General features: G+C 45.5%; 7 protein-coding genes and 1 riboswitch. Of the genes, 3 read left to right on the forward strand and 4 right to left on the reverse strand.

Annotated features, from left to right (window positions below):
- Positions 1 to 118 precede the first annotated feature (118 nt).
- Together GWI56_RS18560 and GWI56_RS18565 are read right to left on the reverse strand one after the other, a co-directional pair.
- Positions 119 to 2,725 carry a glycosyl hydrolase family 18 protein gene (locus tag GWI56_RS18560; protein WP_198573755.1) on the reverse strand — a complete coding sequence of 869 codons (2,607 nt, stop codon included), beginning with the start codon at positions 2,723 to 2,725 and terminating at the stop codon, positions 119 to 121.
- Between the two features lie 113 nt (positions 2,726 to 2,838).
- Positions 2,839 to 2,927, reverse strand: a riboswitch (cyclic di-GMP riboswitch).
- 325 nt (positions 2,928 to 3,252) lie between these two features.
- Positions 3,253 to 4,038 (reverse strand): ROK family protein, encoded by a 786-nt coding sequence (locus GWI56_RS18565; RefSeq protein WP_198573756.1) that lies wholly within the window; start codon positions 4,036 to 4,038, stop codon positions 3,253 to 3,255.
- A gap of 393 nt (positions 4,039 to 4,431) precedes the next feature.
- Here GWI56_RS18565 and GWI56_RS18570 point away from each other — a divergent pair, with 393 nt between their 5' ends.
- Positions 4,432 to 6,219, forward strand: a complete 1,788-nt coding sequence (locus GWI56_RS18570) for an aminopeptidase P family protein (RefSeq protein WP_198573757.1) — start codon at positions 4,432 to 4,434, stop codon at positions 6,217 to 6,219.
- A gap of 188 nt (positions 6,220 to 6,407) precedes the next feature.
- Here GWI56_RS18570 and GWI56_RS18575 read toward each other — a convergent pair whose 3' ends face one another.
- Complete coding sequence (locus tag GWI56_RS18575; RefSeq protein ID WP_198573758.1) at positions 6,408 to 7,673, reverse strand: HD domain-containing phosphohydrolase; 1,266 nt, start codon at positions 7,671 to 7,673, stop codon at positions 6,408 to 6,410.
- Positions 7,674 to 8,204: 531 nt separating this feature from the next.
- Here GWI56_RS18575 and GWI56_RS18580 point away from each other — a divergent pair.
- Positions 8,205 to 9,773 (forward strand): methyl-accepting chemotaxis protein, encoded by a 1,569-nt coding sequence (locus GWI56_RS18580; RefSeq protein ID WP_198573759.1) that lies wholly within the window; start codon positions 8,205 to 8,207, stop codon positions 9,771 to 9,773.
- Between the two features lie 361 nt (positions 9,774 to 10,134).
- Positions 10,135 to 11,436, forward strand: a complete 1,302-nt coding sequence (locus GWI56_RS18585; RefSeq protein ID WP_028761337.1) for a DEAD/DEAH box helicase — start codon at positions 10,135 to 10,137, stop codon at positions 11,434 to 11,436.
- Between the two features lie 117 nt (positions 11,437 to 11,553).
- Here the strand turns inward: GWI56_RS18585 and GWI56_RS18590 are convergent, their stop codons facing one another.
- Positions 11,554 to 12,444 (reverse strand): hypothetical protein, encoded by an 891-nt coding sequence (locus tag GWI56_RS18590; protein ID WP_113939380.1) that lies wholly within the window; start codon positions 12,442 to 12,444, stop codon positions 11,554 to 11,556.
- Between the last annotated feature and the right edge of the window lie 17 nt (positions 12,445 to 12,461).

Genomic DNA, 12,461 nt, shown 5'->3' on the forward strand with positions numbered 1-12,461 from the left:
AGTCTGTCTTAACGCATTCGGCTGTATTCATAAAAAAACCTAACGCTTAATAAAGAAAAAAGCCCTGAATCTTCGCAGGGCTTTATTTTTTAACCAATAATCTCAAAATTTTGGATGATTACTGGCAGGTTGCCGCGCCAATATCAACCCATACTGCTGCAACACCCGGTACATCACCTTTAGTCCAGTAACTCGCCTTCCAAACACGACCGTTATAGCGAGTAGTTTGACCGCCGTTATACACCACACCCGCATCCCAACCGAGATCAACTTGGCTGAGTAGCTGCCATTGGTCTGCGGTGCGAGATGGCATATTGCCCTGCGTCCAATACTTTGCTTTCCATACCAACTGACTATGACTCACAGTATTGCCAGTGTTGTATACCACACTGGTTTGCCAAGCAGGATAGTTACCGGCATTGGGATCGGTTGCATCGCAACCACCGCCGACCACTTTTGGCGTCACAGTCAGATTCGTCGATGCACTTGCATCTAAGGCACCATCGGAAACCAGCACGCTCAAACCATAGAGGGTCGCTTCGGTAACATTGGGGCCAGTAACTACTAACGTGGCACTATTTTGCCCGGTTGCCGACACGCCTGCGGGCACAGTCCAAGCGTAGGTTAAGGCATCACCGTCTGCATCGGAGGCACTCGCTACTATACTGACGGTTTTACCCGCTTCAACTGTCGCAGTCGGAGCCAGAGTCACTACAGGTGCTTGATTAGGCGTATCAGCCTTGTTCGTCACCAGCACAGTATCGCTGGCAAATAGCCCTTCAGGATCGGTGACTTTAAGGCTAAAACCATAGGCGACATCGGTTTGGGTTGCTCCCAGTTGAATAGTCGCATTCGCCATATCCGCATTCGCGATGGCAACACTTGGCCCAGAGACTTGAGTCCAGAGATAGCTTAAGGCAGCGTTTTCAGGATCGCGCGAACCGCTACCATTGAGCGTCACATCGGCGGGACCTGTGACATTCACATCCACGCCCGCATTGGCAATGGGCGCTTTATTCACTGGCGGAGTGGTGCCTTCACCATGGCCTAAACCTTCGTGCATGGCATTCAGAATGTCACCATTATCGGCATCAAGTTCCCACGCAAAAAGCCCACCAAGTTGATTAGAAAGCACATATTGCCCCTTGGCTTTAACTGAACGAGCATCATCGAAAGTGATTAAATCGCCAGTAGATGCCTTGAACAAAGATGGCGCCTCGGCCGTTTCGTCATAGCTGTAAGTCCAACCACTTCCCATGTAATCGTTCGCTATCTGACGATAATCCACCACACCAGCTTCCCAAGTACCTTTCACTTTGCCCGTTGCCGTCCCCGTAAAAGGATTATTACCACTGTAGCCATTAACACCTGTCCAGCCGCGGCCATACATAGCGGCACCGACCACAATTTTCCCAGGGGTCACGCCTTGGCCTAACAGCGCATTAACGCCATTAGCTGTGGTGTAACGAGTATTAGGATCCCAACTCGCTTCATACAGATTGGTTTGATGGCCGAGTTCAGTATTAGTCCAACCACCATTAAAGTCGTAACTCATCAAGAAGATGTAATCCATGTACTGCTGAGCAGCCTGATAATCGACTTTGTGAATTTTATCGTCACCTGCGCTAATAGCTGAGGTCAGCTCATAGGTACGACCCGTTTCGGCGCTTAGTTCATCAAGCATCGCCCGCAGTTCACGCATCAGAGTCACATAGGTTTCACCGTCATTGGCATTACCTAAATTTGGGTTAGCGCCATTCCCCCCTGGAAATTCCCAGTCGATATCAACGCCATCGAAGAATTTCCATGTCTGTAGAAACTCTTTCACCGAAGCGACAAAGATATCGCGCTTGGTTTTATCACCGAAGAAAAAGAAGGGATCCGAGAGGGTCCAACCACCGACCGAAGGTAAAATCTTCAAATCTGGATGTGCTTGCTTAAGTGCCATCAATTGACCGAAGTTACCTTTGTAAGGATCTGAATGCTCACTCACTCCCGCCTGCGGTATTTGAATCGCTGCCCAAGGATCGTGAATCGCAACTTTAAAATCACCACGACCACTACAGGCACGTTGCAACGCTTCGAAACTGCCTTCGATTTCTTTCAAGCTATCATTGATGCCATCACCACCACAAATTGGGGTAAAGCCATATAAAATATGGGTTAAGTTTTGCGCAGGTATCTTATCGACCGGGAATTTACGGCCGTATACGCCCCATTCGACAAAGTAACCTCCCACCACTTTGCCTGATTTATTAGCATAGGGACGGTTGTTTTCTTTTAGGGGAGCATTGAGTGGCACTAAATGGCTGCCGTCGGTATCAGCCACCAGGATTTGTTTAGCATCGCTCGCCGTACAGCCATCACTGTTACACAGTTGTACTTGCATCTGATAACGGCCGCCCTTGTTCACCTTAAAGTTAGCGGTTCCCGACGCGCCAGATGGACCTTCCCAAACCACATTGCCGTTGAGCAACACTTGGGCTTTATTGCCCACATAGCCACTCCAAAGGTTCCAACTGACGGAGACATCGGCGGCATCTTTCACCGTAACTAATTGATTGTAAGCGGTAGCCGCTTGATTCACTTCAATAATAGCGAACTTAGTTTCGCCCCAACCTAAAGTCGGTTTACCGGGCGCCGCTGCAAAAACGCTGGCACTGATGGTAGATGCCAGCGCTGATGCCACTAGCAAGGCTGATGTTGAAATTTGAGTCTTGAACATGAGATATCCCTATTGAATTTTTATATGAATCAATAAGACAAACAAAGCGTAGACAGGAAACAGCACTCTCTTAAAACCATGCAAAACGACTGACAACTGCACGAAGAAAAACCTGTGGTATCCCCGCTATCATAGGTACAGACGAACCCTTAGACCGGAGGCTTTGCGTCCCAGTTTTTCAACTGGTTTGCCTTTTACACACAATGACAACGTTGTCATTGCAAATATCAGAATAAGCGTAAGCGCAATAAAATTGCAACAAAATATTATCAACTGTGTTATTGGCTAAAATCGTAAATAGAACTAGACATCTGATAAGAAAGGAATTATGCAAATTAAACTATCGCTAATATTTACTTTGGGTAATGAGGATTATCTGAATACTTTAAAAATAAAAAAACAGGACTCGATATGCCAAAGGCATCATAAGTCCTGCTTTATATTTCACAATTTACGTCGCTTATGCTGCTAAACCTCAATCACTAAACATTCATGGCGCAAACCATTGTCGAGCAACATGATGATCCTTATGCGCGGGGGTAGTCCCTTGCGAGCATCACTGATAAACCGCGGCAAACCAAGGTTTCCATATCATCGACACGATTGATTTTCATCTCAGCTAAGGGCGCGCTCAATGCCATTTGCTTTAAGCTTTCGAGACAGCCTTTGTAGTAAGGAGCGCTATTCATCATACCGCCAGCAAGCCAAATTCGATTGGGATTAAATAAATTAACCGCCCACGCTAATCCCATGCCGAGATAACTGCCCGCGCGATATAAATCATCCTGAGTGGAGATTTTACGGCTGCGCACTGAATCGCCACTGGCCAGTTGCTCTAAACTAAACTCGCCAGATTCGGTCATCACGCGACAAGGCCCCAACTCCCCCGCCACGCCCGTCGCTCCCGTAAAGACTTGTCCATTAAAAGCAATAGACATACCGATCCCAGTGCCGCACATGACCAATAACTCACAGGCATATTTGGCATCACAAATCGCTTGCATACCCGCATCGATATCGTTGCAGATAAACTTAAGCTTACCCTGGGTTTTGACTGTATCGAAGCTCAATCCATTAAGTCCAGGTAAAGATTTACAAGAAACCAAACGATTATTTTGTACCAGTCCAGGTACGGCAATCGCTAGTTGGTAATGCTGTAAATCATAATCACGTTCAAACGCCGCAATTTGATTATTTAACTCTTCAATTTTAAAACCTTCACCTGTGGGGATTTTATATTGTTCTGTATGTCCCGCGAGCTGAAGTTCGAACAGGGCTTTGGTACCGCCCACATCTATTGTTAGTATTTGCATCGCTTACTCCACTGATACATGTGCCCCACTCTGACCCCGAGTAGAGATGGCAAATGTTAGCATAGGGTCCAAATGTTAGCGATTGAATAAAACTTAAGTTGCTAATTTGTAAGGAACAAGTCCTAATTAAAACATGACCAACCTTTTATTTAATTCACTTTCCATGCTCAAAATCACATAAATAAATTAACAACAAACCCCATAACCTCAAGCGTCTTACCTGCACAAATTCACGATTGTATACAAAATCCTTTATTCGCTACCCTTGCATCTAGCGCGCTAGACTTGCGATAATCCGAGCCGGTTAAAACTCAAATCAACATAAACCTACTCATCCTTAGGCGATCTTCGCCTACCGACTCGCATAGCATGCCAGTCTTAATTGGAGCCCATATGTCACAATCAATCGCTAACCGTCTCGGTGCTATTCGTAACGAATTAACATCTGCTAATCTCGATGCTTTTATTATTCCCCGTGCCGACGAATATCTGGGCGAATATGTGCCAGCACATAACGAACGTTTGTACTGGGCAACCAACTTTACCGGTTCGGCGGGTATGGCTATCGTATTGAAAGATAAAGCCGCAATATTTACCGATGGCCGCTATACGGTTCAAGTTCGTTTGCAAGTCGATGCCACACTTTTCAGTTATGAAAGCCTAACCGATACACCACAAATTGAGTGGTTATGTGACACGCTACCAGCGGGGTCACGCGTCGGCTTCGATGCGCGCTTACACACCTTAGCTTGGTATGAAAATGCCAAAGCAACCTTAAATAAATCCCAAATCGAATTAGTTGCAGTTGAACAAAACCCTATCGATTTGCATTGGCAGAATCGCCCAGCACAGTCGAACGCGCCTATCACTTTGTTTAGCAACGAGAGTGCAGGTAAAACCAGCCTGCAAAAACGCATTGAAATTGGTACCTTAGTAAAAAAAGCCGGTGGTGATGTTGCCTTAATCGCCGCCTTAGATTCTTTCTGCTGGCTACTCAACATTCGCGGCAATGATGTACCGCGCCTGCCCGTTGTACTCGGCAGTGCCCTGCTCCACGCCAATGGCGATATGCAGCTTTTCACCGATTTAAGCAAACTCCCAGAGGGCATTGAGGAGCATGTTGGTGCTGGCGTAAGCTTTAAGGGCGAGGCATCTCTTGCCGATACACTCGCCAGCATGCAGGATGTAAAACTACTTGCCGATCCGAATTCTGCAAACGCTTGGGCGCAAAACATTGCCCGTGAGGCAGGAGCAAAATTGATAGCTGGAATCGATCCTGTCGCTTTACCTAAAGCGCAGAAAAACGCCGCAGAACTGGCCGGCATGCGTGCCTGCCATATCCGCGATGGCGTCGCCGTGAGTCGATTCCTTGCATGGCTCGATGCCGAAGTGGCAGCCAATCGCATGCACAATGAAGGCACCCTTGCGGATAAATTGGAAAGCTTTCGCCTAGAAGATGAGCGTTACCGCGAGCCAAGTTTCGACACGATTTCAGCTGCCGGTCCTAATGCCGCTATGTGCCATTACAATCACAACAATGGCACACCAGCCATGATGACAATGGACAGCATCTACTTAGTGGATTCTGGCGCTCAGTATATTGATGGCACGACAGATGTGACCCGTACCATTGCGATAGGTGAAGTGACCGATGAGCATAAAAAAATGGTTACGCTGGTGCTAAAAGGTCATATTGCCCTCGACCAAGCACGATTCCCGAAAGGCACCTCAGGCCAGCAGCTCGACGCTTTCGCCCGCCAATATTTATGGCAACATGGCTTTGATTACGACCACGGCACAGGCCATGGTGTGGGCCACTTTTTAAGTGTGCACGAAGGTCCACAGCGCATAGGTAAAAATGTCAACGGTATCGCATTGATGCCCGGCATGGTGCTTTCCAATGAGCCGGGTTACTACCGCGCTGAGAGTTTTGGCATTCGCTTAGAAAACCTCGTCGTAGTGCAACACTGTGAAGCACTTAAAGGGGCTGAGCGTGAAATGTATGAATTCGATGCGTTGACTATGATCCCTATGGATGCGCGCCTTATTGATAAGAGCCTGTTAACGCAAGCGGAAATAGACTGGTTTAATGCTTATCATCAGCAAGTATTCAATACACTTTCTCCGTTGATGTCAGGGGATGAATTGGCTTGGTTAACTCAAGTGACTAAAGCAATTTAGCACTCCGCTGATAAGTAGCGATTTAAGTCGTTATTTTAGTCACTTACGCACTATAAAATAGAACGCCCAAGGCAATTAGCATTGGGCGTTTTTTTTAGCGCTATCTGTGTGTTTTAAAACCCACGCCTTATTTCAAAACCATGATTTCAAAACCATGATTTCAAAACACGATTTAAAAACATGAGTCGCTAAACCATAGTAGGTTGTGCCATCGGCTGATAAGCATCATCCAGCGATGCTTTAGACAACACTTCAAAGTCCTGATGAATTTCAATAAAACAATCGACTAATTCAGGGTCGAAATGCTGACCTTTGCCTTCAATAATTAAGTCGATAGCCTCTTGGTGGCTAAAGGGCCGCTTATAACATCGGGGAGAAGTCAGCGCGTCATAAACATCAACTAGGGCCACTATCCTCGCCGAAAGCGGAATATCTTCACCTTTCAAACCAAGGGGATAACCACTACCATCCCACTTTTCATGGTGACCCGAAGCAATATCGCGGCCCATCTGAATAAAAGTACATTGGGGCGCATATTCCAACAAACTGCGTAGCACTTGTCCCCCGATCACAGGATGAGCTTTAATTTGCTCAAACTCCTGCGGCGTTAATTTACCCGGTTTAAGCAAAATCGCATCGGCAATACCGACTTTACCTATATCGTGCAAAATGGCCGACAAACTAATGTCTTGAATATAATCTTCGTTCAATTCTGCAGGAGGATTGGCGGCCAGTAGTCGCTGCGACGCGAGCATTTTCGAATACTGCCGCATACGTAGCAAATGCGCGCCCGTTTCGTTATCTCTGTATTCGGCGAGTTTAGCTAAGCCTAATACGGTAGCTTGGCGTGATGCTAAGGTTGAATCGAGTGCGTCAGCCAACTTACCTAATAAATAAGTGATGGTTAACGTCAACATGGCATTGGTCACGATAAAATTGACCACGACAACGGCCCAAATACCGACACTATAACCTTGGGTTTCAGGCCAATTGAGCCAATTAAAATGATAGGCAAAACCAATCAATACCAAACTTAGCCCATTCAAACACTGGGCATATAAGCTGGCTCGATTTCCTAAAAAAATACCGACTAACGGCGGGAAAATAAATAACCAGAAAAAACCAGCTCCCGAAGGGCCAATCGCAATTAAAAAACCGATGCCGATAGCAAAACCCAGCAAGCAGCCACCGCCAAAACGCGTACTATCAGCAAGCTTAGGAAAATACAGTAAAAGCAGTAAAAACAGATAAGCCAGCGTATCAAATACCACCATAAACCAGAGATCGGCGATGACGCATAAATACACACTAGTGATATATACGGGCACGCAGAGAATCGCTAGAAAGCCAAATAAACGTTCAAAGATCAAACGTCGCCAATGTGGCAGTGCCGCCGCTGTTCCCAAGGACGCTGTGGCTAATTTAGTTACACCACGCCTAAGTGATATCGCCATGGGAAGTTCCTCTTATGTAGCATTCCCGCTGTGAGCTAATAAACTAGAAGAGCAAAATCAAGATACACCACTGAAGCAAGGAAAAATAAGCCATCTTTTGTTGCCCATTAAAGAATAGACTAAGGCCAATAAAGCGCTCCATGAATACTGCGATATCAAGCCGAATCAACGACATTAGCCCAATATCATCGAACATAATTTATATTTAAGATGAATGACAAATACCCACTCAAGACATAAAAGAATAACCCTATACAAAATACTAGAATTAACGATTTAACAGGATAAACGCTCGTTTAACATCATATTCTCACTACTTAAAAACTTTATATATTGCAATAGCTTATAAATACGACGAACGATTGATTTTCACCTATCAGCCATGAGAAACCGCTCTCCTATACCCACACAAAAATGATACTCTTATCACATAACAAGCTTACTCCGATGAGAGTCAGCACAAGAAAATTCGCGCCTAACACCGCGCCCTGAACCCTAATGAACCACATCGGCCCTGAATGGACACACTAAATGAGCCAGAGTAACGCCTCAGCGAATAAAATAGTTAATACACAGAGATCAGATCAAGAAATCCGCTTAACACCACAAGATGAACTCATTTCCACCACTGATACTCGCGGTATCATCACTTACGTTAACGCCCGTTTTGCCGAAGTCTCAGGCTATAGCGATCAAGAATTGATTGGCAGTGCACACAATATGGTGCGCCATCCGGATATGCCGAGCGCCGCCTTTAAAGAAATGTGGGGAAAACTTAAGTCGGGCCAATCTTGGCGCGGCATAGTCAAGAACCGCTGTAAAAATGGTGGCTTCTATTGGGTTGATGCCTTTGTTTCGCCCTTGTTTGAAAACGGCACTATTGTCGGTTACCAATCGGTGCGCATTCAGCCTCAAGCCGCCTACGTCACGAAAGCTAATGAGATTTACCAAAGACTCAAATTAGACAAATCCATTCCTAAACCCTTAAGTTTAATGCAAAAACGTATCGTATCTGCGGTTGTAGCCTCCACAGGTTTACTGATCGCTGGCTACTTTTGGGGCTGGGGCGTAATTATCGCAGGGGCGATTCTGATGAGTTTAAACCTCGCCATTTTCTACGATGAGGCTTTTCGTATTCCCGCTAAACTGATTGAAATGCAAACCAAATATGACTCTATCAGTCGTTACATTTACTCGGGTGCAGATACCTCTTCTATCCTCGATTTCCAGCTCATCATGCTACAGGCCAAAATGAATGGCGTACTTGGGCGTACCCAAGATCAAGCCAATCAATTGCATGCAATTGCCGATCAATTAGTGGTCGCGACCGAGCAAACCTATGTCAGCCTAGATCAAGAGAAAAGTCAGCTAGAACAGCTCTCTGGCGCGATGGAAGAAATGAGTTCAACCATCACAGAAGTGGCGCAGAATACACATCTCACGTCCACCAGCATCAATACCGCCTATGATCTCTGCCTTAAAAGCAGTGCCAACATGAAGGCCAACACTCAAAAAATGGAGCAACTGGCAAAGTCTGTTGCCGATGCCACCAACAATGCCCATCAATTAAATAAAGAAGCCGAGCAAGTCGCTAATGCGATGGGCGAAATTGACTCTATTGCCGAGCAAACTAATCTCCTCGCCCTCAATGCCGCGATTGAAGCTGCCCGTGCGGGTGAACAAGGCCGTGGGTTTGCCGTGGTCGCCGATGAGGTTCGCGCCCTGTCGAGCAGAACCCAGCTATCGACCAACAGTATTTCTAAGAGTGTCGATAAGATGTTCACTATGCTCAATGCATGGGCCAAAGAAATGGAACAAAGCCGTCAACATGCGGAGCGTTGTGCCAGCGATATTCAACTGTCCGCCGACAATGTAAACACCATTTACCAAGAAGTGAGTGATATCCACACCTTTGCCCAACAAAATGCAGTGGCAGCCGATCAACAGCGTCAAGTGGTCAATGAGATCGCCAGTAATATTCACTCCATCACCCATGCCAGCGCCGAGAACTTAGCCGCAACCCATCTGATTGGTGATGCAGCCCATCTTCTTAAACACAACGCCGAAAAAGCCCTTGGCCTGAGGCGCACCTTCGGTTAAACATAAATACAAGATCCAAAATACCGCAGCCTAGGTTGCGGTATTTTCTAATATAGCGAGCTTTAATCCGTATTGTTGAGTCCATATTTTACTCAACCCTTGTATAGATCAATAAGACCTAGCCCACCTGAACCAGTACTAAGCCTTTTATCCCCTCCTGATGAAATGATGCAGATAAAATGCCAAAACACTAAAAAGTACAGGTTTTAACCGAAATTTTTGCTATACTCCGCGCCCGCCATTTTTCTTATAAAATCTGTGTGGAAGAATGAGCCAGCCGATACACCTCTCTCCTTTAGACAAGTGATAAAGAGGCTAGCGGCGCTTGAATGTTTGAATAAGTGAACGATAGGAATCCAAAATGAGATTTGAATCTTTTAGTTTTTCCCCCGAGATTTTGCGCGCTATCTCAGATTGCGGTTATCAACAAATGACGCCTATTCAGCAGCAAGCGATACCTGCTATCCGCCGCGGCCAAGATGTCTTAGCCAGTGCCCAAACCGGTACGGGTAAAACCGCCGCTTTCGCGCTGCCGATCCTGCAAAAGATGGTTGAAAAGCCAAGCGAAACGCTAAAGTCAAATGCCCGCGTATTGATCCTTACGCCGACCCGTGAGCTTGCAGCTCAAGTGGCAGACAACGTTACGGCTTACTGCAAGTACTTAAACTTCAGTGTCTTAACCATTTACGGCGGCGTAAAGATTGAGACTCAAGCGCAAAAGCTGAAACGCGGCGCCGATGTGATTGTTGCCACCCCAGGTCGCTTACTTGAGCACCTTACCGCCTGTAACTTAAGCCTGTCGAACGTCGACTTTTTAGTGCTAGATGAAGCCGATCGAATGCTCGACATGGGCTTTAGCGCCGATATCCAAAAAATCCTTCAAGCGGTAAATAAGAAACGTCAAAACTTGTTATTCTCGGCCACTTTCTCAAGTGCGGTGAAAAAACTCGCCAACGACATGATGGTTAAACCGCAAGTGATCAGCGTTGATAAACAAAACACTACAGCCGACACCGTTAGCCAAGTGGTTTATCCGGTTGAACAACGCCGTAAACGCGAACTGCTTTCTGAGCTTATCGGCAAGAAAAACTGGCAACAGGTATTGGTATTTACTGCGACCCGTGAAGCCGCCGATACGCTAGTCAAAGAATTAAACTTAGATGGTATCCCATCTGAAGTGGTCCACGGTGAAAAAGGCCAAGGCAGTCGTCGCCGCGCACTGCGTGAGTTTGTGGCGGGTGATGTTCGGGTGCTGGTTGCCACCGAAGTCGCCGCCCGAGGTCTGGATATCCCAAGCCTTGAATACGTAGTCAACTATGACTTACCTTTCCTCGCAGAAGATTATGTACACCGTATCGGTCGTACAGGCCGTGCAGGAAAAACAGGCGTAGCCATTTCATTTGTGAGCCGCGAAGAAGAGCGCACGTTAGCCGATATCGAAAAATTGATTGGCCAACAGATTCGCCGTGTCACTGTGCCAGGTTATGAAGTTGGCAGCCGCGAATTGCTATTAAAGCAATTACAAACCCGCCGCAGTTTTGCCAAAAAGCAACAAAGAACCGACAACGTCGGCGCTCAAGTTGCTGCTGAGAAAAACATGCAGGGCCGCCGCGTAAAAATGAAGGTTGGTCAAGCACCGAGCAAGGCAAAAAAACTTAAGTAATTATCCGTTGATTGATATTATCAGTGTTTGTCAATATTGATAAAACAGCGATTTTAAAGCGTCCATAACCGGACGCTTTTTTATACTCACTCAATAATAACCTTGGTAACCTTTATCTCACCGTATTATGTTACCCAATAACGCTTGAAGTCTTGTTTCATTTATACTATTTTCGCCTCGCCACCCCGCGAGAGGAAGCATAATATCCGATCGAGTACTTCCAGGGTATTTCACACTACAGATATCGGTAAAATGGGTGAATCCATCATATAAAGGTTTTACATAAGGATTTGGCATAATTCCCAATTCAGCCAATACCATTAATTGTCCGCGAAAACTATATTTCTCATAGTTAGGAATAATTTTAGCTTTCTTGATGCGCTGTTCTAATTTTCCGGGTGTTTCATCTTGAGGAGCTTGACGGATCATATCGATTAACGATATCAATATACTGATATCCTCTGACGTCGGAGTACAAGGTGAAATGGCAGTAAACTCCTCTAATTCAACGAGATTACCACACCACCTTTCATTCCATACACTCCCAGCATAACAACTGAATATTTTATGCCCTTTTTCTATCCAAACATTTCTTCTTATTGAGCAAACGGGGCAAACATCCCCTTCGCTGACCATTTTATGTTCTGGAACCGCTTGAGCGAACAAATAACTTAATATGGGTTGTCTTCCTCTTGGAAAACTTGAAAAGCCACATATATATGCCGAAATCAAATTCTCAATCGATAAGTGAGGATGCTCAAGCAACGTTTTATAAGCGTTAATACATTCATCATGACTATATTTGATTATCTGATTGACAGGATAACCACTTTTTTCAAGTGTTAGTATTTCTGCATTAGATAAACCGTCATTAGAATAGTGTGTAGTCCCAGACTCACAATCAAACTGGTCCCCATTATCTATTCTTTGCATATATCCATTTTCGTCTTTGATATAAGACTTTTTAAAATAGATTTTCTTTAATATTTTAAATAATCCCTTATCCATTTACAGCTCCCGTGATT

Source organism: Shewanella sp. DW31, assembly GCF_015767295.1.
Lineage (GTDB): Bacteria > Pseudomonadota > Gammaproteobacteria > Enterobacterales > Shewanellaceae > Shewanella > Shewanella oncorhynchi.

Bases quoted from the DNA above. Each gene is read 5' to 3' on its own strand.
- GWI56_RS18580 (WP_198573759.1), top strand. From the start codon at position 8,205: ATGAGCCAGAGTAACGCCTCAGCGAATAAAATAGTTAATACACAGAGA.
- GWI56_RS18565 (WP_198573756.1), bottom strand. From the start codon at position 4,038: ATGCAAATACTAACAATAGATGTGGGCGGTACCAAAGCCCTGTTCGAA.
- GWI56_RS18575 (WP_198573758.1), bottom strand. From the start codon at position 7,673: ATGGCGATATCACTTAGGCGTGGTGTAACTAAATTAGCCACAGCGTCC.
- GWI56_RS18560 (WP_198573755.1), bottom strand. From the start codon at position 2,725: ATGTTCAAGACTCAAATTTCAACATCAGCCTTGCTAGTGGCATCAGCG.
- GWI56_RS18570 (WP_198573757.1), top strand. From the start codon at position 4,432: ATGTCACAATCAATCGCTAACCGTCTCGGTGCTATTCGTAACGAATTA.
- GWI56_RS18585 (WP_028761337.1), top strand. From the start codon at position 10,135: ATGAGATTTGAATCTTTTAGTTTTTCCCCCGAGATTTTGCGCGCTATC.
- GWI56_RS18590 (WP_113939380.1), bottom strand. From the start codon at position 12,444: ATGGATAAGGGATTATTTAAAATATTAAAGAAAATCTATTTTAAAAAG.